The sequence below is a fragment of the Streptomyces sp. NPDC037290 genome (assembly GCF_055603245.1).
Genome location: NZ_JBVJVZ010000007.1, coordinates 281,776 through 306,769 on the forward strand (window position 1 = coordinate 281,776; position 24,994 = coordinate 306,769).

Sequence of the window (24,994 nt, forward strand, 5' to 3'; positions counted from 1 at the left end):
AGGGCCCGTACGGGTGAGGCGGTGTCCGGGGGACGCCTCTTCACGCGGGCGACTGTGCCGGCCGAGGGGCGGGGAACTGCGCGCCCCCCCACGCACCCGCCGCCGAAGACGCGGCGCACCCTTGCCGGCTCAGTGGCCGGCGGCCTTCGCCGCCGTCGCCGCGGCCTTCATCTCCTGCTTGTGGGCGCGGACCTTCGCCAGCGAGTCGGGTCCGGTGATGTCGGCGACGGAGCGGAAGGACTTCGGCTCGCCGTACGCGCCCGCGGCCTCCCGCCAGCCCTTGGGGGTGACCCCGAGCTGCTTGCCGAGCAGCGCGAGGAAGATCTGCGCCTTCTGCTTGCCGAACCCCGGCAGCTCCTCGAGCCGCTTCAGCAGCTCGGCGCCGCTGCCGACGCCCCGCCACACCTCTTCCGCGTCCCCGCCGTAGTGCTCGACGAGGTACTGGCACAGCTGCTGGATCCGCTTGGCCATCGAGCCCGGATAGCGGTGCACGGCCGGTTTCTCGGCGAGCAGGGCGGCGAAGGCCTCCGGGTTCCGGGCGGCGATCTCATGGGCGTCCAGGTCATCGGCGCCCATGCGCTGCGCGATGGTCGCCGGACCCTTGAACGCCCACTCCATCGGGACCTGCTGGTCGAGCAGCATGCCCACCAGCGCGGCGAGCGGACTGCGCCCGAGGAGCGCGTCGGCCTCGGGGTCCTGGGCGAGGTGCAGGGTGACGTCCATGTGCCGATCATGCCTCGCCCGACGTCCGCCCGCCGCCGGGGCGGGTCCGCTACCGGGTCACCGCGGTGCCTACCGGGTCACCGCGGTGCTGGGCAGCGCGGCACCGAAGCCGCCGGTGGTGTCGCCGGTGGAGCGGACGGTGACGCCGGCGCTCGCGCCGGAGACGGCGACGGAGCCGTTCGTCACCGCTCCTCCGGCCGAGCCGAGGCCACTGGACCCCTGATGCACTCGAATGGTTGTGCGCCCCCCGGCGCTCGGCCCCGCGCACCTCGCGTACGATTCCCCCACAGTGGAAAGTTAGGCAAGGCTTACCTAAAATGAAGGGGTGCCCGGGTGACCACCGAGATCTTCCGCGACCCGTGGGGCATCCCCCATCTGCGCGCCTCCGGCGCCCGCGAACTGGCCTGGGCCCAGGGCCGGGTGACCGCGCTGGACCGCGCCTGGCAACTGGAGGTCGAACGCCACCGCGCCCAGGGAACCTCGGCCTCCTTCCTGGGCGCCGGCGCGCTCTCCTGGGACGTCCTCGCCCGCCGGGCCCGCCTCGACGACACCGCCCGCCGCTGCTTCGCCGCGCTGGAACGCCGGGATGCCGAGACGGCCGGCTGGGTCCGCGCGTACGTCGACGGCGTCAACGCGGGCCTGCCCGAGGGGTCCCGCCGCGCCCCCGAGTTCACCCGCACCGCTCTCGCCGCCGGCCGCTGGAAGCCCTGGACCCCGCTCGGCGTCTGGCTCGCCACCCACATCCTGTTCGCCGGCTTCCCGGCCAAGCTCTGGCGCGAGCAGGCGATCCGGCACCTCGGCCCCGACGCCGTCGGCCTGTTCGCCACCGACGGCCCGGGCACCGCGGGCAGCAACGGCTGGCTCGTCTCCGGCGCCCGCACCGCCACCGGCCACGCCCTGATCGCCGGCGACCCGCACCGCTTCATCGAGGACCCCGGCGTCTACCAGCAGATCCGCCTGTCCTGCCCCGAGTTCGACGTCGTCGGCCTGGCCGTGCCCGGCGTCCCCGGCATCGCCCACTTCGGCCACACCGGCACGGTCGCCTGGGCCATCACCAACGCCATGGCCGACTACCAGGACCTCTACCGCGAACGGCTGCGGCGCACCGGCGCGGGTGTGCAGGCCCTCGGCCCGGACGGCCACTGGCACCGGGCCGCACGGCACACGGAGACCGTCGGGATCGCGGGGGAGCCGCCGATCGAGGTCGAGGTGATCGAGACGGAACGGGGGCCGGTGATCGCAGGGGGGCCGGAGGGCCTGGCGGCGGGTCTCACCTCGACCCGGTCGTACGGCCCGCGGGCCACCGACGGCGCGCACCACCCACCGGGGCCACCCGCACCCGACGACCAGAGCGGCACGGACGGCGCAGGCGAGAACACCGCCCTGGCCCTGCGCCACCCGCCCCGCGTCACAGCGGACCTCGGCTTCAGCGCCCTGCTTCCGCTGCTCCGGGCCCGCACGGTCGCCGACGTGGACCGCGCCCTGGACGCCTGGGCCGAGCCCGTCAACGTCGTACAGGCCGCCGACACCCAGGGCGGTACCCTCCACCGCGTCGCCGGGCGCGTCCCCGTGCGAGCCCGGGCCAACCGCCTCCACCCGGTCCCGGCCTGGCACCCCGGCCACGACTGGCACGGCTGGCACAGGAGCCCGTACGCCCCCGTGCCGGACGGCATCGCGGTGATGGCCAACCAGCGCGGGCCGGCCACCCCCCTCGGTGTCGAGTTCGCCCCACCGCACCGCGCCGACCGCATCCGTGCCCTCCTCGACGCGCGCCCCACCTGGACGGCCGACGCCATGTCCGCGGTCCACACCGACACCCACCTCGCCTCCGCCGGCCCCCTGCTGGACCGTCTCGCCGCCCTGGACGGCCTCGGCCCCGAGGCGGCCCGGCTGCGCGACCGCCTGCTCGCCTGGAACCGCCGCATGGACGCCGACAGCACCGACGCGGCCGCCTACGCGGCCGTGCGCTCCGCCGTCGTACGCCGGCTCGCCGCCCACCCGGTGTTCGCCCCGCTCGCCGAACCCCCGGCCTACCCGGAGGTCCTGCTGCCCTGGCTGGCCCTGGTCCCGCGCATCGGGTACGCCCTCGAACACCTGCTGCGCGCCGAGGAGTTGTACGGCATCGACCGCCCGGCCACCGTCCGCGCGGCCCTGGAGGAGGTGGCCGCCGCGCCCCCGCCCGGCACCTGGTCCGACAGCCACCGCCTCGCGCCCTGGAAGGCGCTGCCGGGGGAGCCGTACGACGAACCCGGCCTCGCCGGCGACCACGACTGCGTGCTGTGCACCTCCGCCGTGCCCGGCCTCACCGACCGCGCCGCACGCGGCCCCGCCGCCCGGTACGTCTGGGACCTGGCGGACCGCGCGGCCAGCCGCTGGGTGGTCCCGTTCGGCGCCGACGGCGTCCCCGGCACCGCCCACCACCGTGACCAACTCCCCTTGTGGCTCGAGGGGAAACTGGCCCCGGTCGTCACCGACTGGACCCTGCTGACCCCCCTGGAACGCACCGAGGAAACCCGATGACCGACCCCACCACCCCCTACCAACAGCACGTCGACGGCTTCGGCACCGTCCGTGTCCGCCCCCTCGACCCGGCGTCCGACGCGGACGTGATCCACGGCTGGGTCAGCGAGGAGCGCGCCGTCTTCTGGGGCATGCACGGCCTCACCCGGGACCAGGTCGCCGGCGTCTACGCCCACATGGCCGGCCTCGACACCCACCACGCGCACCTCGTCACCAAGGACGGCGCACCGGCGGCGCTGCTCCAGACGTACGAGCCGGCCGCGGACCGGGTCGGCGAGTGCTACGACGTCCGGCCCGGCGACCTCGGCGTCCACGTCCTCCTCGCCCCCGCCGGCCCCGACGGCCCGCGCCCCGGCTGGACCTCGGCGCTGCTGGCCGTGATGACGACGTTCGCGCTGCGCGCCCTGGACCGGCGGCGGCTCGTGGCCGACCCCGACGTACGCAACGCCAGGGCGATCGCCCGCTTCGAACGCCAGGGCTTCGTGCGCGGCCCGTCGGTCGTCCTCCCGGAGGTGGACCTCCCCGACGTGTACCTGCCCGAGAAGCACGCCCAACTCGCCTTCCTGGAACGGACGGTGGCCCTGCCGGGGGAGCCGGGGCACTAGCCTTTCCCGGGTGACGACCACGCCCGAGGAGCTGATCACCCACTACGGCCTCGAACCCATCCCCCGCGAGGGCGGTCTGTTCCGCCGTACCTGGGAGGGACCGGAGCGGGCCGACGGCCGCCCCGCGGGCTCCGCCATCGTCGCCCTGCTCACCGCGGACGACTACAGCGCCCTGCACCGCCTGCCCACCGACGAGATCTGGCACTTCTACCTCGGCGACCCGCTCCACCTGCTGCTCCTCGCCCCCGACGGCACCACCCGCACCGAGGTCCTCGGCCCCGCCCCGCTGTCCGGCCAGCACGTCCAGCTGACCGTGCCGGCCCGCACCTGGATGGGGGCGCGGGTGGCACCGGGCGGCGCGTGGGCGCTCTTCGGCTGCACGATGGCGCCCGGATTCACCTACGCGGACTACGAACACGGGAACGCGGCCGACCTCACGGCGCGTTACCCGTCCGAGGCCGCCCGGATCGCGGAACTGTCCCGCCCATGAACAGGAACCTGCTCGACGGGCAGACCGCCCTGGTGACGGGCGCGGGCGGCGGCATCGGTCGTGCCATCGCGCTGCGCTTCGCCGAGGAGGGCGCGGCGGTGGCCCTCCACTGCCGTACGGCGCTGGGCGCGGCCCGGGAAGTGGCGGCCGGGATCCGGGCATCGGGCGGCGAGGCCGTCGTCCTCCGGGCGGACCTGACGGACGAGGAGGCCTGCCGCCGTCTGGTCGGGCAGGTGACGGACTGGTCCGGCGGCCGGCTCACCGCCCTCGTCAACAACGCGGCGGTCCAGCCCGTCCAGCCCCTGCCCGGGATGACGGCGGCCGAGTGGCGCACGGTCGTCGACACCGACCTCACCAGCGTCTTCGCCTGCACCCAGGCCGCCGCCGCGCACATGCGCACCCACGGCGGCGGTACCGTCACCCACATCGCCTCCATCGAGGCCGCCCACCCCGCGCCCGGCCACGCCCACTACGGCTCGGCCAAGGCGGCGGTGGTCGTGCACGCCCGCGCGGCCGCCCTGGAGTACGGGCCCGACGGCATCCGCGTCAACACCGTCTCGCCCGGCCTCATCGACCGGGAGGGCCTGGCCGAGGCCTGGCCGGACGGCGTACGCCGGTGGCTGGCCGCCGCCCCCACCGGCCGTCTGGGCCGCCCCGAGGACGTGGCCGACGCCTGTGTCTTCCTGGCCTCGCCGCTCGCCCGCTGGATCACCGGCCACGACCTGACCGTGGACGGCGGCATCTCGGCGCGGCCGACGTGGTGAGCACTGCGGCCGATCTCTGCGTACTCGTACGGAGGGCACGCGGCGAGGGAGGGACGAGGTGCGCGAGGCACACCGGTGGTGGCGCGGGCTGACCCTGCTCTGCGCGGGCCTCCTGCTGCCCCTGCTCGGCGCGGCCCCCGCGTCGGCGCACGCGGCCCTGCGCACCAGCGACCCCGGCGACGGCAGCGTCGTGCGCACGGCGCCCCGGCACGTCACCCTGACCTTCACCGAGTCGGTCGGCCTGCTCACCGACTCCTTCCGCGTCTACGACCCCCGCAACCACCAGATGCGCACGGGCCCCGCCGAGCACGCCCCGGACCGTTCGGACACCGCCCGCGTCTCCCTCCCGGCCAAGCTCGCCACCGGCACCTACACGGTCGCCTGGCGGGTGGTGTCGGCGGACAGCCACCCGGTGTCCGGCGCGCTGACCTTCTCGGTCGGCTCACGCTCGGCGACGACCGTGAGCCCGGCCCCCGACTCCACCGAGAACCCCGCCACGGCGGCCCTGTACAACATCGCCCGCTGGCTCGCCTACCTCTGCCTGGCCCTCCTGCTCGGCACGGCCGCGTTCGTGGCGTACTGCCGCCCGCCCGCCGCGGCCCCGCTGCGCACCCCCGCCCTGGCCGCCGCCTGGACCCTGGTCGCCTCGACGGCCTTCCTGTTCGTCCTGCGCACCCCGTACGAGGAGGGCACCTCCCCCGCGCACGCCCTCTCCCTGCGCGCCCTCTCGCACGCGGCCACCGGCCGCCCCGGCGCCCTCCTGCTCGCCCGGCTGGCGCTGCTGTTTCTCGCGGCAGCCGCCGTGGCCCTGCTGAGGGCCCGCCGCAGGAGGCTCCCGCGCCGCGCAACGCTCCTCGTGGCCGCGGCCCTGTCCCTGCCCCTCGCCCTGACCTGGTCGGCGGCCGAACACGCCTCGGTGGGTCTCCAGGTCCCGCTGGCGATCACCGCCGCCACCCTCCATCTGCTGGCCATGGCCGGCTGGCTGGGCGGACTGGCCGCGCTGCTGAGGGTGCTGTACCGCACGCCGGCCCTGCCGGCCTCGGTCCCGGCCCGCTTCTCGCGCCTGGCCCTCGCCTCGGTGACGGTGCTGGTCCTGACCGGCGTCTACCAGTCCTGGCGCGGCCTCGGTTCGTGGCAGGCGCTCACGGACACGACGTACGGCCGCACCCTGCTGGCCAAACTCGCGGCGGTCACCGCGCTGCTGCTGGCCGCGGCCTGCTCCCGCAGCTGGACGGCTCGCCTGACGCCGGCCCGGGCGAGGGAGACGACACCCTCCGTCCGCGTCCTCGAACCGGCCATGGGTCCCCCGCTCCCCGCGGAATCCCCCGCGCCGCCCCCGCAGCTGCCCGTCCACCTCCTGCGCCGCTCGGTGCTGGCGGAGGCGGCCGTCGGCGTGGTGGTGCTGGCCCTGACGACCCTCCTGACGAGCACGGTGCCCGGCCGGACGGCCACCGAGGCGGCGCAGGACGCGGCACCGGCGAGCGGCATCCCGACGGCCTCCGTCGCCACGGTCCCCTTCGACGTGGGCACCCCCGGGGGCCGCGGCAGGGTCCAGGTCACCCTTGACCCGGGCCGCGTGGGCCGGACCTCCGTCCAGGCGGTGGTCTACGGCCCGGACGGCGGCCTGTCCGCGGTCCCCGAACTCCGTGTCGCCTTCACGCTGGCCGGCCGGAGGATCGGCCCCCTGGACGCCAGGGTCACCGACCGGGGCGGCTACTGGGCGGCCGACTCCTTCGACCTCCCCCTGCCGGGCACCTGGACGATGAGGGTGACGGTACGGGTGTCGGAGGTGGACCAGGTGACGGTGTCGGCGCCGGTGCGGGTGACGCGGTAGCCGGAAGACGCCGGTCCGGCGGCGCTGAGGATCAATGGGCTGTTCAGCAAGGGTGGCAGGGGTCTTACTCGGTTGACTGCGGTCTGTGAGGTTGCTGTACTCCGCTGCTGTACAGCGACTTTGGGGGACCCGTGACCGCACTGCCGGCAACCGTCGACCGCGACATCCTCGATCACCGGATCATCTTTGCGATCAAGGTGATCCGCGAAACGCTGGGCTGCACGATTCATGAAGCCATCGACGTGTTCGCGGCTCGGTACGAGGAACTACGCCGTGATCGTCCGAACGACTTCACCGTCGGGCCCGAGGAGTACGGACGAGGCTTCTCCTCCTGATCGGCGGCCTACTGGTTGGGAAGGGAAGAGGCTTCTGCGGGACGCGGGTGTCCTGCTGATCCGCGGCGTTCCGGACGTCGTGATCGATTCGATCATGGGTGGGGAGCCCGGGGGAGCGGCCCCGATGCGGGGCCGGTACATGCAGGTGACGGGGACCATGCCGAGACGGACAACGTCGAAGGGCCCCACCGCAAGCGGTGGGGCCCTTCGACATCGTGCCCGGTGAGGCACTGGCGGAGGATACGAGATTCGAACTCGTGAGGGGTTGCCCCCAACACGCTTTCCAAGCGTGCGCCCTAGGCCTCTAGGCGAATCCTCCGCCGGAAACATTACATGACCGAGGGGAGTGCTCGCGAACCCGTTCCCGCAGGCCCGTATCCGTTACAGCCCGCGGGCCGCGATCGGGTACTGTGGGCGCAGCCCCTCACGCGGCGCTATCTGACTGAACTCCCCCAGGGCCGGAAGGCAGCAAGGGTAGGTCGGCTCTGGCGGGTGCGTGGGGGGCCCTTGCGTTTCCCGGGGCGTCCGCGGCCGGAGCCGGTTGTCAGTGGGCGCCTATAACCTCGTATGCGTGTCGTCTCTCGCGCTGTACCGCCGCTATCGCCCGGAGACCTTTGCCGAGGTCATCGGGCAGGAGCATGTCACCGACCCGCTGCAGCAGGCGCTGCGGAACAACCGGGTCAATCACGCGTACCTGTTCAGCGGTCCGCGCGGCTGCGGCAAGACGACCAGCGCGCGGATCCTCGCCCGCTGCCTGAACTGTGAGCAAGGCCCCACCCCGACCCCCTGCGGGGAGTGCCAGTCCTGCCGCGACCTCGCTCGGAACGGGCCGGGTTCGATCGACGTCATCGAGATCGACGCGGCTTCGCACGGTGGCGTGGACGACGCCCGTGAGCTGCGCGAGAAGGCGTTCTTCGGCCCCGCGAGCAGCCGGTACAAGATCTACATCATCGACGAGGCCCACATGGTCACGTCGGCCGGCTTCAACGCGCTGCTGAAGGTCGTCGAGGAGCCGCCGGAGCATCTGAAGTTCATCTTCGCCACCACCGAGCCCGAGAAGGTCATCGGCACCATCCGGTCCCGGACCCATCACTACCCCTTCCGGCTCGTGCCGCCCGGCACCCTGCGGGAGTACCTCGCCGAGGTGTGCCAGAAGGAGGACATCCCGGTCGAGGAGGGCGTGCTGCCCCTCGTCGTGCGCGCCGGCGCGGGCTCGGTGCGTGACTCCATGTCCGTCATGGACCAGCTCCTCGCCGGTGCCGGGGCGGAGGGTGTGACGTATGCCATGGCCACCTCCCTCCTCGGATACACCGACGGCTCTCTTCTCGACTCCGTCGTCGAGGCCTTCGCCACCGGTGACGGGGCCGCCGCCTTCGAGGTCGTGGACCGCGTCATCGAGGGCGGCAACGACCCGCGGCGCTTCGTCGCCGACCTGCTGGAGCGGCTGCGCGACCTGGTGATCCTGGCCGCCGTGCCGGACGCCGTGGAGAAGGGGCTCATCGACGCCCCGGCCGACGTCCTGGAACGCATGCAGGCCCAGGCCTCCACCTTCGGCGCCGCCGAGCTGAGCCGCGCCGCCGACCTCGTCAACGGCGGCCTGACCGAGATGCGCGGCGCCACCTCGCCCCGCCTCCAGCTGGAACTGATCTGCGCGCGCGTGCTCCTCCCCGCCGCCTACGGCGACGAGCGGTCGGTGATGGCCCGCCTCGACCGCCTCGAACGCGGCGTCAACTTCTCGGGCGGAGCCGGCGCCCCTGCCATGGGCTACGTCCCCGGCCCCGGGGCCCACACCGGCGGCGCCCTCGTGCCGCCCCCCGGTGCCCCCGTGCACCCCGGCACGCCCGCCGTACCGCCCGGCGGCGGCCCGGCGGCGGCTCGCGCGGCGGTGCGGGCGTCCAACGGCCCGGGCACCGGTGGTGCCGGCGCTCCCGGCGTTCAGGGGCACGGTGCCGGTGCCCAGGGCGCGGGTGGTCCGGGTGCCGCGGGGCACGGCGCCGGCGATTCCGGTTCCGGTGCTCCGGGTGCCGGCGCTCCCGGCGTCGAGGGTGCCGGTGCCCCGGCCCCGGCTGCCCCCGCCCCCACCGGCCCTGGGACTCCCACGTCCCCTGCGACCCCCGCGGCCCCGGCAGCGCCCGCCCCGGCCGCCCCCGCACCCGAGCCCGCCACCCCGGCCCCGCCGCCGTCCTCCGCGCCCCCCGGCGCGCCGGCCGCCTCCCCGGCCCCGGCCGGCCCCTCCAGCCCGCCCGCCGCCGCTCCGGGCGCCTGGCCCACCGCCGCTGCCGCCGGTAGCGGCCGGCGCCCCGGTGGCTGGCCCACGGCCGCGACGCCGGCCGGCGGGCAGCAGGGCCAGGGCCCCGGCCACGCCCCCGGCAGGGCCCCCGCTCCGCCGCAGCCCCAGACGGGCGGCCCCGCGCAGGCGGCCCCCGCGGCCCCGGCCCCGGTCGCGGCCGCCCCCGCCGGCGGCCTCGACCCCCGTGTGCTCTGGCCCAACATCCTGGAGGCCGTCAAGAACCGCCGCCGCTTCACCTGGATCCTGCTCAGCCAGAACGCCCAGGTGACCGGCTTCGACGGCACCACCCTCCACCTCGGCTTCGTCAACGCCGGCGCCCGGGACAACTTCGCGAGCAGTGGCAGCGAGGACGTGCTGCGGGCGGCGCTGGCCGAGCAGTTCAACGTGCAGTGGAAGATCGAGGCGGTCGTCGACCCGTCCGGCGGCGGGTCCGCACCCCCGTCCACCGCGGGCGGCTACGGCGCCTCTCCCGCCGGTGGCGGCTACGGTGCCCCGGGCACACCCCGCCCCGCGGCTCCCCAGCCGGCCCCGCAGGCGCCCGCGGCCCCGCAGTTCGGCTCCGGGTCCTCTCCCGCGGCACCCGCCCCCGCCCCCCAGCCGGCCGCGGCGCCCGAGCCGGCCCCCGTCGCGCCCGAGGACGACATCCCCGAGGACGACGACCCGGACCTCGACGAGTCGGCCCTCTCCGGCCACGAGCTGATCGTCCGGGAGCTGGGGGCGACCGTGGTGGAGGAGTTTTCGAACGAGTAGCCGGCCGAGCCCCAGCGGGCCACGCGGAGCCGGTTTGGAGGAAAGTCCAACAAACCCGGCCCCCGGCCTTCGGCAACCTTGCCATTAGGCTGACCCCCGTGAAGGTCCTCGTCATCGGCAGCGGCGCCCGCGAACACGCCCTGTGCCGCTCCCTGTCCCTCGACCCCGACGTCACCGCGCTGCACTGCGCTCCCGGCAACGCCGGCATCGCCGAGGTCGCCGAGCTGCACCAGGTCGACGCGCTCGACGGCAAGGCGGTCGCCGAGCTGGCCGTCGGCCTCGGTGCCGACCTGGTCGTCGTCGGCCCGGAGGCCCCGCTGGTCGCCGGTGTGGCCGACGCCGTCCGCGCGGTGGACATCCCGGTGTTCGGCCCCTCGAAGGAGGCCGCGCGCCTGGAGGGCTCCAAGGCCTTCGCCAAGGACGTCATGGCGGCGGCCGGGGTGCCGACCGCCCGCTCCTACGTGTGCACGACCGCCGAGGAGGCCGCCGAGGCCCTCGACGCCTTCGGCGCCCCGTACGTCGTCAAGGACGACGGCCTCGCCGCCGGGAAGGGCGTGGTCGTCACCTCCGACCTGGACGCCGCCAAGGCGCACGCGGCCGCCTGCGAACGGGTCGTCGTCGAGGAGTTCCTGGACGGCCCCGAGGTGTCCCTCTTCGCGGTCACCGACGGCGAGACGGTCGTACCGCTCCAGCCCGCCCAGGACTTCAAGCGCGCCCTGGACGGCGACGAGGGTCCGAACACCGGCGGCATGGGGGCGTACTCGCCGCTGCCGTGGGCCGAGCCGAAGCTGGTCGACGAGGTGCTGCAGACGGTCCTGCAGCCGACCGTGGACGAGCTGCACCGCCGCGGCACCCCCTTCTCCGGGCTCCTCTACGCGGGCCTGGCGATCACCAGCCGCGGCGTCCGGGTCATCGAGTTCAACGCCCGCTTCGGCGACCCCGAGACCCAGGTCGTGCTGGCCCGGCTGAACACCCCGCTGGCCGGCCTCCTGATGGCCGCCGCCACCGGCAACCTCGCCGATCTGCCGCCCCTGCGCTGGAGCGAGGACGCGGCCGTCACCGTCGTCGTCGCCTCGCACAACTACCCCGGCACCCCTCGCACCGGCGACCCGATCACCGGTCTGGACGAGGTCGCCGCCGAGGACGCCCCGCACGCGTACGTGCTGCACGCCGGGACGAAGCGGGACGGCGACGCCGTCGTCAGCGCGGGCGGGCGCGTGCTGTCCGTCACCGCCACCGGAACGGACCTGACCGAGGCGCGCGAGCGGGCGTACCGGGCGGTGGGCCGGATCCGCCTGGACGGCTCCCAGCACCGCACCGACATCGCCGCGAAGGCGGCGCAGGAAGGCTCCTGACCTGCCCTGCCGCCGCCGGCACGACCCTCAGGCCCCGGATCCGGAATCCGGGGCCTGATCTTTGCTGTCTGTCGCCCACCTTTGACCAGAGCCATTCCATCGAGTGAGCGATGGCCCATACGGCTGACGGGGGCCGGGGCCCCAACTAGGGTGCCGCGCAAGCGTTCCGGCACTTGGCCCACCGGCATTGCGATGTCAGTGTCGGGTGCCACAGTGGGGGAGTGAGCACCACCAGGTCGGCACGGCAACGGCAGCGAGGGGGTGAGGTCGGCACGTGACCGGAATCGGTGCGGAGGCGGGCGCACAGGCCGCGCGTACCCGGGCCCTCGCCGTACTGCGGGTCCGGGGCCGGGCGCTGGCCGTGGCCCTGCTGCCCGCGGCCGCCGCGGTGATCCTGCTGGCCGGCGGTTCCACCGGCCACTTCGTGGGCCGGGGCTGGGACGCCGCCCGCTGGGCCGTCGGCGTGTTCGCCGTGCTGGTGCTGCTGGCCGCCACGGGTGTCGCCGCGGTCGTGGCCAGGGCCCGCCCTGCCGTCAGCCCGACGGTGCCGGTCCCGGAGCAGTCGGCCCCCGACCTGTACCGGATGGTGCGCGACCTCGCCGACCGCCTGGACGTCCCGGTCCCCTCGGCCATAGCGCTCACCCCGGACTGCGACAGCTGGCTGGAGGACCGCACGCACTCGGCCCACGGCCCGCCCCCGCGCCCCGCGCCCGACGAGATAGCCGGCCCGGGCCGGCGCAGGGTCCCCGTCGCGCCCGTGCTCGTCATCGGATCCCCGTTCCTGTGGTGGATGCGGGTCGGCGAGCTGCGCGCGGTCCTCGCCCCGGTCATCGCCGGTACGGGCCCCTCGGCGCACCCGGACATAGCAGCCGCGCGGCGCTTCGTGCGCGGCCTGGACGCGGCGGTCGCGGTCGCCTCGACACCGGGGCGCTGTCCGGTGACCCGGGGCGTGTGCGCGGCTCTCGGCTGGGTGGCCCGGCTGCTGCTGCGCGGCTGCCAGGAGCACGCGACGCAGATGGAGCGCGGGGTCGCCGCGGCGGCGGCCGAGCGGGCCCAGGCCGTCGACTACGGCCTGCGGATCGTCGCCCAGGAACAGGTCGGCCTCGCCTACGCCGGCTGGGACCGGCTGCTGACCCGGGTCGCGCTGCCCGCCTGGCGGATGGGGCGCTGGCCCTCCGGGCTGGACGCGGGCGTGGTGTCGGCGCTCACCGAGCTGTCCCGGCGCGACCGCCTGGCCGAGGGCTTCACCTCCCGGCTCGGCGAGCGCCCCGCCTGTGACCTGCTGGAGGAGCCCGGCGCGGTGGACGAGGCCACCTCGTTGCTCGCCGCGCGGCTGTTCCACGGCGGCCCGGCGGAGTCCGGCCCGGACTGGGCGCCGGTGGACTGGCAGGCGTATCCGGAGGAGGTCGTGGACCGCACCTGGCGCGCCGAGGCGGCCCGCCTGCACCGCGTCCTGGACGCCCTGGGCGTACGCCACTCGCTCGACCCCGCAGCACCCAACCCCGGCGGCCCCACTCTGGCCCGCGTCCTGGACCACCTCACCGAGCCCGGTCCGCAGACAGCAACGCCAAAGCTCCCGGCGACCGGCCCGGTGGCCGGCATACCCGCCGAGGCCGAGCCGGAGCCGGCGCCGGACACCCCCGGCAGGGAACGCAGCGCCACCCTCGCCGCCGGCCTGAGCGCCGAGCTGGCCCGTGAGGAGGCGGCTGCGCCCAGAGGGGCGACCGCTTCCGGCCAGAGCCCCGGGAGCGCCCTGTGGGGCGACGGCGGTCTGCCCCTGTTGCCGCTGCAGCCCCCACGCACGGCCCGCGACCTGCTCACCGACCACGTCATGGCGATGGTGTGCTGCGCGGCCGTCGACACGGCCGGCGCGGTCCCCGCCCTGGACTGGCTGGACGGTCCCTCCCTGCTGCTGGGCGGCGAGCGTGCCGCCGACCTCTCGCCCAGGGTGCTCAGCCTGATCGAAGAGGGAGATCCGGGCCCGCTGCGCGACTGGCTGGCCGCGTCCGGGATACGCCCGGAGAAGCCCGTACGGCTCGTTTAGCAGCCCGTAGCGCCGGTTCAACGGGAACTCCGCCTTCCACTTCAGGTCAATTCGCAACGACTAGTGACCGAGCCCGTGCGTTATGTGATGTGCTGGGAGCGACCACGCACCTGGCAAAGGCGTGCGACATACGACAGCACGGCCGAGCCCGGGGTGCACCACCGAGCACAGCGAGCATCACCGAGACAGGACGACACGGGGGCATGAGGGAGGGGACGACCATGGCCTCGGACCACATTCGCCGCTGGGAGTCCGGAGCGCTCGCACACGCTGTCACGGACCCGTTCGGCCAGGGCCCGGTGCCCTGGCTGCGCGGCAGTGAGACCTACTTCGACGACACCGGGCATGTCGTGCCCTGGTACGTAGACCCGAGCCCGCAGCACCTGACCGGCGTCGGCACCGTCCCCCGCGTCCCCGGCCCCCGCTCGGCCGACGACGTGCACCGCCAGATCAAGGGCTTCACGTCCACCGGCGCGGTCAGGCCCGGCCAGGCGATCGACTTCCACATCACGGTCGACCCGCCCCAGGAGTTCAGCGTCGACGTCTACCGGATCGGCCACTACGGCGGCGACGGCGCCTCCAAGATCACCACCAGCCCGCGGCTGTCCGGCATCGTCCAGCCCCCGCCGCTGACCGCCGACCGCACGGTCTCCTGCCACCACTGGTGGCTGTCCTGGCGCCTCCAGGTGCCCGTCCACTGGCGCATCGGCGCCCACGTGGCCGTCCTCACCACCGCCGACGGCTACCGCTCCCACGTGCCGTTCACGGTCCGCGACGACCATCCCGCCGACCTGCTCCTGCTGCTCCCGGACATCACCTGGCAGGCGTACAACCTGTATCCGGAGGACGGCCGCACCGGCGCCAGCCTCTACCACGCCTGGGACCACAAGGGCCGCCTCCTCGGCGAGGCCGACGCGGCGACCACCATCTCCTTCGACCGCCCCTACGCGGGCGCGGGCCTGCCCCTGCACGTCGGCCACGCCTACGACTTCATCCGCTGGGCCGAGCGCTACGGCTACGACCTCGCCTACGCCGACGCCCGCGACCTGCACGCCGGCCGTGTCGACACCTCCCGCTACCGGGGTCTGGTCTTCCCCGGCCACGACGAGTACTGGTCGGTGCCGATGCGCCGGGCCGTCGAGGACGCCCGGGACCGGGGCACCTCGCTGGTCTTCCTCTCCGCCAACACCATGTACTGGCAGGTGGAGCTGGGCCCGTCCCCGTCCGGCGTCCCGGACCGGCTGCTGACCTGCCGCAAGCGCAAGGGCCCCGGCAAACCGGTGCTGTGGCGCGAGATCGACCGGCCCGAGCAGCAGCTGGTCGGCATTCAGTACGCGGGCCGGGTGCCGGAGCCGCACCCGTTGATCGTCCGCAACGCCGACCACTGGCTGTGGGAGGCGACCGGAGCGCACGAGGGCGACGAGATCGAGGGTCTGGTCGCCGGCGAGGCCGACCGGTACTTCCCGCGCACCGCGCTGCCCGCGCACGAGGAGCGCATCCTGCTGGCCCACTCCCCGTACACGGACGGCGAGGGCGCCCTGCGCCACCAGGAGACCTCCCTCTACCGCGCCCCCTCCGGCGCCTGGGTCTTCGCCTCCGGCACCTTCGCCTGGTCGCCCTCCCTGGACCGCCCCGGCCATGTGGACCCCCGGATCCAGCGGGCCACGGCGAACCTGCTGGACCGCATCTGCAAACGCGACTGATCACCAGCGACGACACGACCCCCTGGCCGAAACCCATCACCCCCATAAGGGAGAATCGAGGCACTTGGACAGAACCACGGGGAGGAACCGTGTCCGGATTCGTAGAAAAGCCCGAGCCGATCGAGGTTCCGGGCCTGGTGCACCTGCACACCGGAAAGGTGCGCGAGCTGTACCAGAACGAGGCGGGCGACCTCGTGATGGTCGCCAGCGACCGCATGTCCGCCTACGACTGGGTGCTGCCCACGGAGATCCCCGACAAGGGCCGCATCCTCACCCAGCTCTCCCTGTGGTGGTTCGACCAGCTGCGCGACCTGGCCCCGAACCATGTGATCAGCACCGAGGTGCCCGAGGGCGCCCCCGCCGACTGGGCGGGCCGCACGCTGGTCTGCAAACAGCTGAAGATGGTCCCGGTCGAGTGCGTGGCCCGCGGCTACCTCACCGGTTCGGGCCTGCTGGAGTACAACGAGTCCCGTACGGTCTGCGGCCTCGCCCTCCCCGAAGGCCTCGTCGACGGCTCCGAACTGCCCGGCCCGATCTTCACCCCGGCCACCAAGGCCGAGGTCGGCGAGCACGACGAGAACGTCTCCTACGAGGAGGTCGCCCGCCAGGTCGGCGCCGAGACGGCCGCCCAGCTGCGCCAGAGCACCCTCGCCGTGTACTCCCGCGCCCGGGACATCGCCCGCGAGCGGGGGATCATCCTGGCCGACACCAAGTTCGAGTTCGGCTTCGACGGGGACACCCTGGTCCTCGCCGACGAGGTCCTCACCCCGGACTCCTCCCGCTTCTGGCCGGCCGACCAGTGGCAGCCGGGCCGGGCCCAGGCGTCGTACGACAAGCAGTTCGTCCGGAACTGGCTGACCTCGGCGGAGTCCGGCTGGGACCGGAAGAGCGAGCAGCCCCCGCCGCCGCTGCCGCGGCAGGTCGTGGAAGCGACCCGGCAGAAGTACGCGGAGGCGTACGAGCGGCTGACGGGCCTGAGCTGGGCGTGACCCCCGAGCGGGAACGCGAAAGGCCCCCGGGAGACCGGGGGCCTTTTCTGGAGCGGACGACGAGGCTCGAACTCGCGACCTCAACCTTGGCAAGGTTGCGCTCTACCAACTGAGCTACGTCCGCGTTGCGCCGTGGCGCGAGAGCAACTATACCCAACCTCGCTCCCGTGCGAGACGCACTGCCGCATGCCGGTTCTCGGCGCCGAGCTTCGTGACGGCCGAGGAGAGGTAGTTCCGCACGGTCCCCGGCGACAGCGCGGCCCGCTCGGCGATCTCCGCGACCGGTGCTCCCTCGGCCGCCAGCTCCAGCACCTCGGCCTCCCGCGCGGTCAGCGGCGAGTCCCCGGCGGAGATCGCGTCGGCCGCCAACTCCGGGTCCACATAGCGGTTTCCGGCATGCACGGTCCGGATGATCTCGGCGAGCCGCTGAGCACTGACCGTCTTCGGGACGAACCCCCGCACACCGGCCGCGAGCGCCCGTTTCAGATGCCCCGGCCGCCCGTGCCCGGTGACGATCAGCACCTGGCAGCCGGGCAGTTCGGTCCGCAGGGATGTGGCGACCTTCACACCGTCGGCGCCCGGCATCTGCAGATCGAGCACGGCCACGTCGGGTTCGTGGGCCCGCGCCATCGCCAGCGCCTCGGGGCCGCTGGCCGCCTCCGCGACGACCAGGAGATCGTCCTCCAGCGACAGCAGCGCGGCGAGCGCCCCCCGGATCAGATGTTCGTCGTCGGCGAGCAACAGCCGTACCGGAGTGCTCATGACGTGACTTCACTCGCTTTCTCTCCCAGCGGCACCTTCGCCACCACACGGAACCGAGCCCCGTCGACCACTCCGGCCTCCAAGGTCCCGCTGACGGCCGCGAGCCGCTCCCGCAGCCCGGCGAGACCGGAACCCCCACCCCCGTGGGGGGTTCCGGCCAGTCCGTCGTTCTCCACCGTCAGCACCACACGTCCCTCCGACACCCGCAGACACAGCGTGCAGCGCCCGGCATCCCCGTGCCGCAGCACGTTGGTGGTCGCCTCGCGCACCACCCAGCCGAGCGCGGACTGCACCTCGGCGGGCAGCCCCGCCGTCTCCGCGCTGACCTCGCAGTCGATCCCGGCGGCGGTCAACACACCCTGTGCACCGGCCAGTTCGACCCCGAGGTCGGCCTCCCGGTAGCCGCGTACGACGGCCCGTACCTCCCGCTGCGACTCCTGCGCGATGCGCTGCACCTCGATCATCTGCTCGACGGCCGCGGGCTGCCCCCGCCGCGCGAGTTGGACGGCCAGCTCGCTCTTGAGCGAGATCACGGACAGGTTCCGCCCGAGCACGTCGTGCAGATCCCGCCCGAACCTCAGCCGCTCCTCGGCGACGGCGAGCCGGGTCTCCACCTCGCGGGCCCGTTCCGCCTCCCACAGCACGGCGAGGGTCCAGGCGCCGCAGCGGCCGGCGAGCAGCGCGAAGAGCCCCTGGAAGACGATCGTGACACCGGTCGCCACCAGGCCCGGACCGTCCTGGTCGGCGACCCCGACGGCGGCCGGGAACAGGACCGTGAACACCGCCGACCGGCGCAGGTACGTCCTGACCGGAACCAGGAGTCCGTACAGCAGCCCGAACGGCAGCAGGACGCCGCTGATCGCGAACCTGACCGTCATCGGGGTCGCCGCGTCCAGGCCGGCGAGCGCCACGAGCAGCGCCAGCGCCAGCCCGAGCAGGACGGCCGGTGCGCGGTGGGCACCGGCCGGCAGCTCGGCCCGCCCCAGGTAGTGGTCGAGCACGGGCCTGGTGAGCCGGTTCGTGAGCGCGCACTGCAGGATGGCCACGACGGCGAGGAGGGCGCCGAGGACGAGCGCCACGGGCCGGTGGGCCAGACCGGCGGGCAGCGGCAGCAGCACCCAGCAGACCATGATGAACCAGACCGTGCAGTACCAGGTGAGGAGGCTGTACAGCTCGACCCGCTCGGCCTTGCTGCGTGCCCCCCAGTGCCGCTGCTGCCACCGGCGTATCCGCCCCACCATGTGTTCCCCCGTGCTCAGTGCCGTGGCTCCCACCGGAACCACCGTCGTACAGCAAACACCGCGATGATCGCCCAGGCCAGCGCGGTCGTCAGGGCGGTCAGGGTCTCGCCCGTGCTCAACTGGCCCGTCCAGCCGCCGCGGAAGAGCCGGATCGCCGGGGACAGCGGCAGCGGTTCGCAGACGGCGGCCAGCTTGTCGGGCAGGACCTCGGTCGGAACGGTGATCCCGGAGCCGAGCATCGACAGGAGCATGACGGGCATCGCGGTGACCTGGCTGCTCTCCACGCTGCGGGTGAAGGACGCGGTCAACGCGCCGAGGGCGGCACTGACCAGGAAACCGGCCAGCAGCCCGGGCAGGATCAGGTACGGCGCCCTGGGCGCGCCGGTGTGCAGCAGGGCCGCGCACCCGGCGCACAGCAACAGCGCCTGGACGAGGCCGATGCCGAGGGCGGGCAGGGCGGTGCCGGTGAGGATCTCGGCGTCGGAGAGCTCGCCGGTGCGCAGCCGCTTGAGGACGAGTTCCTCACGGCGGGCGACGTAGGCGTTGACCAGGGAGGTGTAGACGGCGAAGAGGAAGGAGAAGCCGACCGCGGTCGTCAGCAGGGTGGTGCCGATGGTCAGCCCCTGCTTCTTCAGGTCCAGTTGGTCGATGGCGGGCCGCATGCTGATCGGCAGCAGCAGCGGCACGGCCAGCGCGGTGAACACGACTCCGCGGTTGCGGGCGAGCAGGGCCAGTTCGGCGCGGGCCAACGCCCACAGCCGCCGCCCCGTCACCGCCTGCCCGCCGCTCCGCACGCCGCCAACCCGACCCGCTGTCCCGACGTCACTCACGCCGCGTTCCCCCACTCCAACCTCACCAGCACCCCCGTCTCCGAGGCCGGCTGCATCTCCGACGCGTGCTGCGTCTCCGAGCCCTGTTCCGACTTCGCCACCGCCCCACTCGCCGACGCGTCCTGCGGCCCGGCTACCGCCTCCGACGGCGAGACCCGCTCCGGCCGCGAGGCCCGCTCCGGCCCCGGCACCCGGACCTCGGTTCACCTCTCGTCCCTTCGCGCCCACTTCGGCCCCGCTACCGCCTCCGACGGCGAGACGGGCTCCGGCGGCGAGACCCGCTCCGGCCGCGAGGCCCGCTCCGGCCCCGGCACCCGGACCTCGGTTCACCTCGCGTCCCTTCGCGCCCACTTCGGCCCCGCTACCGCCTCCGACGGCGAGACCCGCTTCGGCGGTGAGACCCGCTCCGGCCCCGGCCGCTCCCGCTTTCGCGCCGTTCATGCCGCCACCCCCTGTGCCTGTTCGCGTGCGATCCCCAGGAACGCCTCCTCCAGCGACGCCGACCGCACGTCCAGCGCGCGCAGTTCGACACCCGCCCGTGCGGCCCAGGTCAGTACGCCGGTCGCGGTCTGCTGCAGCGCGGTGGTCTGCAGCCGTACGACCCTTCCGTCGCTCTCGTGGGCGCAGACGCCGAGGTCGGCCAGTGGTGGCAGGTCGCCGAGGAAGTAGCCGGCGGGCAGTTCGAAGGTCATCCGGGACGGCCGGCCCGCGGTGACCTCGGCCGGGGTTCCGCAGGCGGCGATCCGGCCCTCGTGCAGGATCGCCAGCCGGTCGGCGAGGCCCTCGGCCTCCTCCAGGTAGTGCGTGGTGAGGAGCACGGTCGTGCCCGCGTCGCGCAGCGCGCGCACCAACTCCCAGGTGTCCCGGCGGCCTTCCGCGTCGAGCCCGGTCGTCGGCTCGTCGAGGAACAGCACCTCGGGATCGCCGAGCAGGGCGAGCGCCAGGTCGAGCCGGCGCCGCTCGCCGCCGGACAGCTGCTTGACCCGTACCCGGTGCTTGTCCGCGAGCCCGACCAGTTCCAGCACCTCCGCCTCCGGCCGTGCCCCGCTCGTGCAGCCCGCCCACATCCGGGCGGTCTCGGCGACGGTCAGTTCGGCCGGAAAGCCGCCCTCCTGGAGCATCACGCCGGTGCGGGGGCGCACGGCCGCCCGCTCCCGGCAGGGATCGTGGCCGAGGATCCGGACCCGGCCCCCGGCGGGCGCGGCGAGGCCCTCCATCAGTTCGACCGTCGAGGTCTTGCCCGCCCCGTTGGTGCCGAGCAGGGCGAAGATCTCCCCGCGGGCCACGGAGAAGCTGATTCCCCGTACCGCCTCGAACCCGCCCCCGTAGACGCGCCTGAGGTCGGTGACCTCAATCACGTGTTCGTGTTCGTCGTAGTGCATACAGCCAGCGTCCCGGCGGCCGGAGCGGCTCGGCAGTGCGCGGTGTCATCGCTCGGCATGACAAATGTCAGAGCGGATCACGGGCAACGAAAAGACCCCGGTCCAGTGGACCGGGGTCTCATTCCCGAGCGGACGACGAGGCTCGAACTCGCGACCTCAACCTTGGCAAGGTTGCGCTCTACCAACTGAGCTACGTCCGCACTGCTCCCGACCGGCTCCCACCGATCGGTGCGAGCACCAGCCTACCTGATCCACAAGGGTGGTCATGACCGGTGCCAGAGCGGGTGACAGGAATCGCACACTGCGCCTTCCCCCTGGAAGGGGGATGTTCTGCTACTGAACTACACCCGCACGCTCCTCGGGGTTCCGGCCTTTTCGGCCTCGCCCCTCGGCGTGCTCCAGACACTAGCTGATCAGCAGGGGGGTCGCGCAAGTCGGCGTCCCCCCGCTGCCCGGTATGCCCAAGTGCACGGCCCTCAGGGTCCGCTGACGAACCCTGAGGGCCACCCCTTCGCGGGCTTCACTGCGCGGCGCTGAAGGCCTCGTAGACCTTCTTGGGGATGCGTCCGCGGGCCGGGACGTCCATCTTGTTGGCCTGGGCCCAGGCACGGACGGCCGCCGGGTCGGGGGCGACCTCCGTCTGCTTGTACGCCTTGCCGGACCGTGACCGCTTGCGGCCGGCCTCGACGTAGGGCGCGAGCGCCTTGCGCAGTTTCTTGGCGTTGGTTTCGTTCAGGTCGATCTCGTACGACTTGCCGTCGAGTCCGAAGGCGATCGTTTCCGCCGCTTCCGAGCCGTCGATGTCGTCAAAGAGCGTGACCACGACTTTTTGAGCCACGAATATCGGTCCCTTCGTGCGGCACGTCGATACAGCTCAACGGCGATGACGTGCCGAGTATCGGCTATTGCCAATTCATTTGTACAGTGCCCGGCAATGCAAAGTGAAGCCCGACTAAATCCGCCCGCGTGTCCGGAGACAATAGGTGAACCGGGCGGACGGTCGAACTTTCCCAGAACTTTTCACGGCGGCCCGGCTTCGACACCCGATCGTGATGCGCCTCACGTAGTTTCCTCCAACTCTACTCGCGTAGAAATTTTGTGCGGGTAGTCTGAAGGAACCTGCTCAGCACCACACACCGGGAGTGCCAGTGGCACGCGTCGTAGTCGACGTCATGCTCAAGCCGGAGATCCTCGACCCCCAGGGCCAGGCGGTCCAGCGTGCGCTGCCGCGCCTGGGTTTCGAGGGGATCTCGGACGTACGTCAGGGAAAGCGTTTCGAACTGGAAGTTGACGGGCCTGTTGACGAGGCCGCGCTCGCCCGCATCCACGATCTTGCGGAATCCTTCCTCGCCAACACCGTGATCGAGGACTTCACCGTCAAGGTCGAAGAAGTCGCGGAGGCGGCCAAGTGACCGCTCGTATTGGCGTCGTCACTTTCCCGGGCAGCCTCGACGACCGGGACACCCAGCGCGCGATCCGCCTCGCGGGCGCCGAACCGGTCGCCCTGTGGCACAAGGACAAGGACCTCAAGCAGGTCGACGCCGTGGTCCTCCCCGGCGGTTTCTCCTACGGCGACTATCTGCGGGCCGGTGCCATCTCCCGGTTCTCGCCGGTGATGGAGACCGTCATCGAGCAGGCGAAGGCCGGCCTGCCGGTCCTCGGCATCTGCAACGGCTTCCAGGTCCTCACCGAGGCACACCTCCTCCCGGGCGGGATGCTCGGCAACGACCACCTCCACTTCATCTGCCGCGACCAGAAGCTGCGGGTGGAGAACGCGGAGACGTCCTGGACCGGTGACTACCGCCAGGGCCAGGAGATCCACATCCCGCTGAAGAACATGGACGGCCGCTACGTCGCCGACCAGTACACGCTCGACAAGCTGGAGGCGGAGGGCCGGGTCGTCTTCCGCTATCTGGACTTCAACCCGAACGGCTCGCTGCGGGACATCGCCGGCATCACCAACGAGGCCGGGAACGTCGTCGGCCTCATGCCGCACCCCGAGCACGCCGTCGAGCCGCTGATCGGTACGGGCCGTACCGACGGGCTCCCGTTCTTCACCTCGATCCTCAAGAAGCTGGTCAACGTATGAGCCGGACGCCTCTGGACACGGTCGAGCACGCGGCCGCGACCCCCGACGTCGAGCTGCCCTGGGCCGAACTCGGTCTCAAGAAGGACGAGTACGAGCGCGTGGTCGAGATCCTCGGCCGCCGGCCCACCGGTGCCGAGCTCGCCATGTACTCCGTCATGTGGTCCGAGCACTGCTCGTACAAGTCCTCCAAGGTCCATCTGCGCCAGTTCGGCGAGAAGGCACCCGAGAGCGACGCCCTCCTCGTCGGCATCGGCGAGAACGCGGGCGTGGTGGACGTCGGCCAGGGTTACGCCGTGACCTTCAAGGTCGAGTCGCACAACCACCCCTCCTACGTCGAGCCCTACCAGGGCGCGGCCACGGGTGTCGGCGGCATCGTCCGCGACATCATCGCGATGGGTGCGCGGCCGGTGGCCGTGGTCGACCCGCTGCGGTTCGGTGCCGCGGACCACCCCGACACCAAGCGGGTGCTCCCGGGCGTCGTCGCGGGCATCGGCGGCTACGGCAACTGCCTGGGCCTGCCGAACATCGGCGGCGAGGTCGTCTTCGACTCCTGCTACCAGGGCAACCCGCTGGTCAACGCCGGTGCCATCGGCGTGATGCGGCACGAGGACATCCACCTCGCGAAGGCCTCCGGCGCGGGCAACAAGGTCATCCTCTACGGCGCCCGGACGGGCGGCGACGGCATCGGCGGCGCGTCGATCCTGGCCTCCGAGACCTTCGACGACGCCAAGCCGTCGAAGCGCCCCGCCGTCCAGGTCGGCGACCCCTTCCAGGAGAAGCTCCTCATCGAGTGCACCCTGGAGGCCTTCAAGGAGAAGCTGGTCGTCGGTATCCAGGACCTGGGTGCCGCCGGTCTGTCCTGCGCCACCTCCGAGCTCGCCTCCAACGGCTCCGGCGGCATGCGCGTCACCCTTGACGACGTGCCGCTGCGCGACTCCACGCTCTCACCCGAGGAGATCCTCATGAGCGAGTCGCAGGAACGCATGTGCGCGGTCGTGGAGCCGGAGAAGGTCGACCGCTTCCTGGAGATCTGCGAGAAGTGGGACGTCATCGCCACCGTCATCGGTGAGGTGACCGACGGCGACCGCCTCGAGATCTTCTGGCACGGCGGGAAGATCGTGGACGTCGACCCGCGCACGGTCGCCCACGAGGGCCCCACGTACGAGCGTCCCTACGCCCGCCCCGAGTGGCAGGACGCCCTCCAGGCCGACGACGCGAACAAGCTGCCGCGGCCGGCCTCCAGCGCGGAGCTGAAGGACCAGGTCCTGAAGCTCGTGGCCTCGCCGAACCAGGCGTCGAAGAAGTGGATCACGTCCCAGTACGACCACTTCGTGCAGGGCAACACCGTCCTCGCCCAGCCGGAGGACTCCGGCATGATCCGCGTGGACGAGGAGAGCGGCCTCGGGGTCGCGATCGCCACGGACGGCAACGGCCGCTACGCCAAGCTCGACCCGTACACGGGCGCGCAGCTGGCGCTGGCCGAGGCCTACCGGAACGTGGCGACGACGGGTGCGAAGCCGCTCGCGGTGTCGGACTGCCTGAACTTCGGCTCGCCCGAGGACCCGGCGGTGATGTGGCAGTTCGCGGAGGCCGTGCGCGGTCTGGCGGACGCCTGCCAGCAGCTCGGCACCCCCGTGACCGGCGGCAACGTCTCGCTCTACAACCAGACGGGCGAGGCGGCGATCCACCCGACCCCGGTGGTCGCGGTCCTCGGCGTCATCGACGACGTGGCCCGCCGCACGCCGGTCGCCTTCCGGGAGGAGGGCCAGCTGATCTACCTCCTCGGCGACACCCGCGAGGAGTTCGGCGGCTCGGCCTGGTCCCAGGTGGTCCACGACCACCTCGGCGGCCTGCCCCCGCAGGTCGACCTGGAGCGTGAGCGGCTGCTGGCCGAGATCCTGATCTCCGCCTCCCGCGACGGCATGATCGACTCCGCGCACGACCTGTCCGACGGCGGTCTGGTCCAGGCCGTGGTCGAGTCGGCACTGCTCGGCGGCAAGGGCGCACGTCTGGTCGTCCCGGACGGCCTGGACGCCTTCACCTTCCTGTTCTCCGAGTCGGCCGGGCGCGCGATCGTCGCGGTGCCGCGCTCCGAGGAGGTCCGCTTCAACGACATGTGCGGGGCGCGGGGTCTGCCGGCCACCCGCATCGGTGTCGTGGACGGTGACGCCGTGGAGGTCCAGGGCGAGTTCGCGCTCACGCTGGAGGAGCTGCGGAAGGCGCACGAGGAGACCATCCCGGCGCTGCTGGCCTAGTCAGCCGTAGTCAGGGGGAGGGCCCCGTCCGGG

General features: G+C 73.2%; 20 protein-coding genes, 4 tRNA genes and 1 other RNA gene. 15 read left to right on the forward strand and 10 right to left on the reverse strand.

Annotation, left to right across the window (positions count from 1 at the left end; all coding sequences use genetic code 11):
• Positions 1-129 precede the first annotated feature (129 nt).
• On the reverse strand, positions 130-723 hold the full coding sequence (locus ACZ7HQ_RS25555; protein WP_470994157.1) for an HhH-GPD-type base excision DNA repair protein: 594 nt from the start codon (positions 721-723) through the stop codon (positions 130-132).
• Between the two features lie 333 nt (positions 724-1,056).
• On the opposite strand from ACZ7HQ_RS25555, the gene ACZ7HQ_RS25560 reads away from it, so the two are divergent.
• The 6 genes from ACZ7HQ_RS25560 (at position 1,057) to ACZ7HQ_RS25585 (ending at position 7,271) form a co-directional block, all read left to right on the forward strand.
• Positions 1,057-3,243, forward strand: a complete 2,187-nt coding sequence (locus ACZ7HQ_RS25560) for a penicillin acylase family protein (protein WP_470994159.1) — start codon at positions 1,057-1,059, stop codon at positions 3,241-3,243.
• Entirely contained in the window at positions 3,240-3,848 is a 609-nt protein-coding gene (locus ACZ7HQ_RS25565; protein WP_470994162.1) for a GNAT family N-acetyltransferase, read from the forward strand. Before ACZ7HQ_RS25560 ends, ACZ7HQ_RS25565 begins: the two co-directional genes overlap by 4 nt.
• 10 nt (positions 3,849-3,858) lie before the next feature.
• Positions 3,859-4,338 (forward strand): cupin domain-containing protein, encoded by a 480-nt coding sequence (locus ACZ7HQ_RS25570; RefSeq protein WP_470994164.1) that lies wholly within the window; start codon positions 3,859-3,861, stop codon positions 4,336-4,338.
• Positions 4,335-5,102 (forward strand): SDR family NAD(P)-dependent oxidoreductase, encoded by a 768-nt coding sequence (locus tag ACZ7HQ_RS25575; RefSeq protein WP_470994167.1) that lies wholly within the window; start codon positions 4,335-4,337, stop codon positions 5,100-5,102. The genes ACZ7HQ_RS25570 and ACZ7HQ_RS25575 overlap by 4 nt, the downstream gene beginning before the upstream one ends.
• A gap of 58 nt (positions 5,103-5,160) precedes the next feature.
• Positions 5,161-6,936, forward strand: a complete 1,776-nt coding sequence (locus tag ACZ7HQ_RS25580; RefSeq protein ID WP_470994169.1) for a copper resistance CopC/CopD family protein — start codon at positions 5,161-5,163, stop codon at positions 6,934-6,936.
• A 131-nt stretch (positions 6,937-7,067) separates the two neighbouring features.
• A complete protein-coding gene (locus tag ACZ7HQ_RS25585; RefSeq protein WP_470994170.1) occupies positions 7,068-7,271 on the forward strand; it encodes a hypothetical protein in 204 nt (67 codons plus the stop codon).
• A 231-nt stretch (positions 7,272-7,502) separates the two neighbouring features.
• Here the strand turns inward: ACZ7HQ_RS25585 and ACZ7HQ_RS25590 are convergent.
• Positions 7,503-7,590: transfer RNA gene (locus ACZ7HQ_RS25590), tRNA-Ser, on the reverse strand.
• A gap of 97 nt (positions 7,591-7,687) precedes the next feature.
• Between ACZ7HQ_RS25590 and ffs the strand changes: the two genes are divergently transcribed.
• From ffs to ACZ7HQ_RS25620, 6 genes are all read left to right on the forward strand, one after another.
• An RNA gene (ffs, locus tag ACZ7HQ_RS25595) (signal recognition particle sRNA small type) lies at positions 7,688-7,782 on the forward strand.
• Between the two features lie 60 nt (positions 7,783-7,842).
• Positions 7,843-10,311 carry a DNA polymerase III subunit gamma and tau gene (locus ACZ7HQ_RS25600; protein WP_470994173.1) on the forward strand — a complete coding sequence of 823 codons (2,469 nt, stop codon included), beginning with the start codon at positions 7,843-7,845 and terminating at the stop codon, positions 10,309-10,311.
• Between the two features lie 98 nt (positions 10,312-10,409).
• Complete coding sequence (gene purD / locus ACZ7HQ_RS25605; RefSeq protein WP_470994175.1) at positions 10,410-11,666, forward strand: phosphoribosylamine--glycine ligase; 1,257 nt, start codon at positions 10,410-10,412, stop codon at positions 11,664-11,666.
• A 274-nt stretch (positions 11,667-11,940) separates the two neighbouring features.
• Positions 11,941-13,710, forward strand: coding sequence for a M48 family metalloprotease (locus tag ACZ7HQ_RS25610; protein WP_470994177.1), 1,770 nt, complete (start codon positions 11,941-11,943; stop codon positions 13,708-13,710).
• Between the two features lie 221 nt (positions 13,711-13,931).
• Entirely contained in the window at positions 13,932-15,413 is a 1,482-nt protein-coding gene (locus ACZ7HQ_RS25615; RefSeq protein WP_470994180.1) for a N,N-dimethylformamidase beta subunit family domain-containing protein, read from the forward strand.
• An 89-nt stretch (positions 15,414-15,502) separates the two neighbouring features.
• On the forward strand, positions 15,503-16,402 hold the full coding sequence (locus ACZ7HQ_RS25620) for a phosphoribosylaminoimidazolesuccinocarboxamide synthase (protein ID WP_470994181.1): 900 nt from the start codon (positions 15,503-15,505) through the stop codon (positions 16,400-16,402).
• Between the two features lie 48 nt (positions 16,403-16,450).
• On the opposite strand, the gene ACZ7HQ_RS25625 is transcribed toward ACZ7HQ_RS25620, so the two are convergent.
• The 8 genes from ACZ7HQ_RS25625 to ACZ7HQ_RS25660 all read right to left on the reverse strand — a co-directional run bounded on the left by ACZ7HQ_RS25625 (position 16,451) and on the right by ACZ7HQ_RS25660 (position 21,455).
• A tRNA-Gly gene (locus ACZ7HQ_RS25625) sits at positions 16,451-16,526 on the reverse strand.
• A gap of 23 nt (positions 16,527-16,549) precedes the next feature.
• Complete coding sequence (locus ACZ7HQ_RS25630) at positions 16,550-17,164, reverse strand: response regulator (protein WP_470994184.1); 615 nt, start codon at positions 17,162-17,164, stop codon at positions 16,550-16,552.
• Positions 17,161-18,438: a sensor histidine kinase gene (locus ACZ7HQ_RS25635; RefSeq protein ID WP_470994187.1), complete on the reverse strand. Its 1,278-nt coding sequence runs from the start codon at positions 18,436-18,438 to the stop codon at positions 17,161-17,163. Before ACZ7HQ_RS25635 ends, ACZ7HQ_RS25630 begins: the two co-directional genes overlap by 4 nt.
• The gene (locus ACZ7HQ_RS25640; RefSeq protein WP_470994190.1) at positions 18,420-19,199 is read right to left on the reverse strand and encodes an ABC transporter permease; all 780 of its coding nucleotides are present in this window, start codon (positions 19,197-19,199) and stop codon (positions 18,420-18,422) included. The genes ACZ7HQ_RS25635 and ACZ7HQ_RS25640 overlap by 19 nt, the downstream gene beginning before the upstream one ends.
• Before the next feature lie 473 nt (positions 19,200-19,672).
• Entirely contained in the window at positions 19,673-20,617 is a 945-nt protein-coding gene (locus ACZ7HQ_RS25645; protein ID WP_470994192.1) for an ABC transporter ATP-binding protein, read from the reverse strand.
• A gap of 127 nt (positions 20,618-20,744) precedes the next feature.
• Positions 20,745-20,817, reverse strand: a tRNA-Gly gene (locus ACZ7HQ_RS25650).
• A gap of 79 nt (positions 20,818-20,896) precedes the next feature.
• Positions 20,897-20,968, reverse strand: a tRNA-Gly gene (locus tag ACZ7HQ_RS25655).
• Between the two features lie 169 nt (positions 20,969-21,137).
• Entirely contained in the window at positions 21,138-21,455 is a 318-nt protein-coding gene (locus ACZ7HQ_RS25660; protein WP_031164632.1) for a histone-like nucleoid-structuring protein Lsr2, read from the reverse strand.
• 310 nt (positions 21,456-21,765) lie between these two features.
• Between ACZ7HQ_RS25660 and purS the strand changes: the two genes are divergently transcribed.
• Genes purS through purL form a run of 3 tightly spaced genes read left to right on the forward strand, consistent with a single transcriptional unit; the run spans position 21,766 to position 24,961 of the window.
• Complete coding sequence (gene purS / locus ACZ7HQ_RS25665) at positions 21,766-22,029, forward strand: phosphoribosylformylglycinamidine synthase subunit PurS (protein WP_015659417.1); 264 nt, start codon at positions 21,766-21,768, stop codon at positions 22,027-22,029.
• Positions 22,026-22,706, forward strand: a complete 681-nt coding sequence (gene purQ / locus ACZ7HQ_RS25670) for a phosphoribosylformylglycinamidine synthase subunit PurQ (RefSeq protein ID WP_470994196.1) — start codon at positions 22,026-22,028, stop codon at positions 22,704-22,706. Before purS ends, purQ begins: the two co-directional genes overlap by 4 nt.
• Entirely contained in the window at positions 22,703-24,961 is a 2,259-nt protein-coding gene (gene purL, locus ACZ7HQ_RS25675) for a phosphoribosylformylglycinamidine synthase subunit PurL (RefSeq protein ID WP_470994199.1), read from the forward strand. Before purQ ends, purL begins: the two co-directional genes overlap by 4 nt.
• Positions 24,962-24,994 lie beyond the last annotated feature (33 nt).

Coding starts and splice junctions, on each gene's coding strand:
- ACZ7HQ_RS25555 (WP_470994157.1), bottom strand. CDS start 723: ATGGACGTCACCCTGCACCTCGCCCAGGACCCCGAGGCCGACGCGCTC.
- ACZ7HQ_RS25630 (WP_470994184.1), bottom strand. CDS start 17,164: ATGAGCACTCCGGTACGGCTGTTGCTCGCCGACGACGAACATCTGATC.
- ACZ7HQ_RS25565 (WP_470994162.1), top strand. CDS start 3,240: ATGACCGACCCCACCACCCCCTACCAACAGCACGTCGACGGCTTCGGC.
- ACZ7HQ_RS25645 (WP_470994192.1), bottom strand. CDS start 20,617: ATGCACTACGACGAACACGAACACGTGATTGAGGTCACCGACCTCAGG.
- ACZ7HQ_RS25615 (WP_470994180.1), top strand. CDS start 13,932: ATGGCCTCGGACCACATTCGCCGCTGGGAGTCCGGAGCGCTCGCACAC.
- purL (WP_470994199.1), top strand. CDS start 22,703: ATGAGCCGGACGCCTCTGGACACGGTCGAGCACGCGGCCGCGACCCCC.
- ACZ7HQ_RS25575 (WP_470994167.1), top strand. CDS start 4,335: ATGAACAGGAACCTGCTCGACGGGCAGACCGCCCTGGTGACGGGCGCG.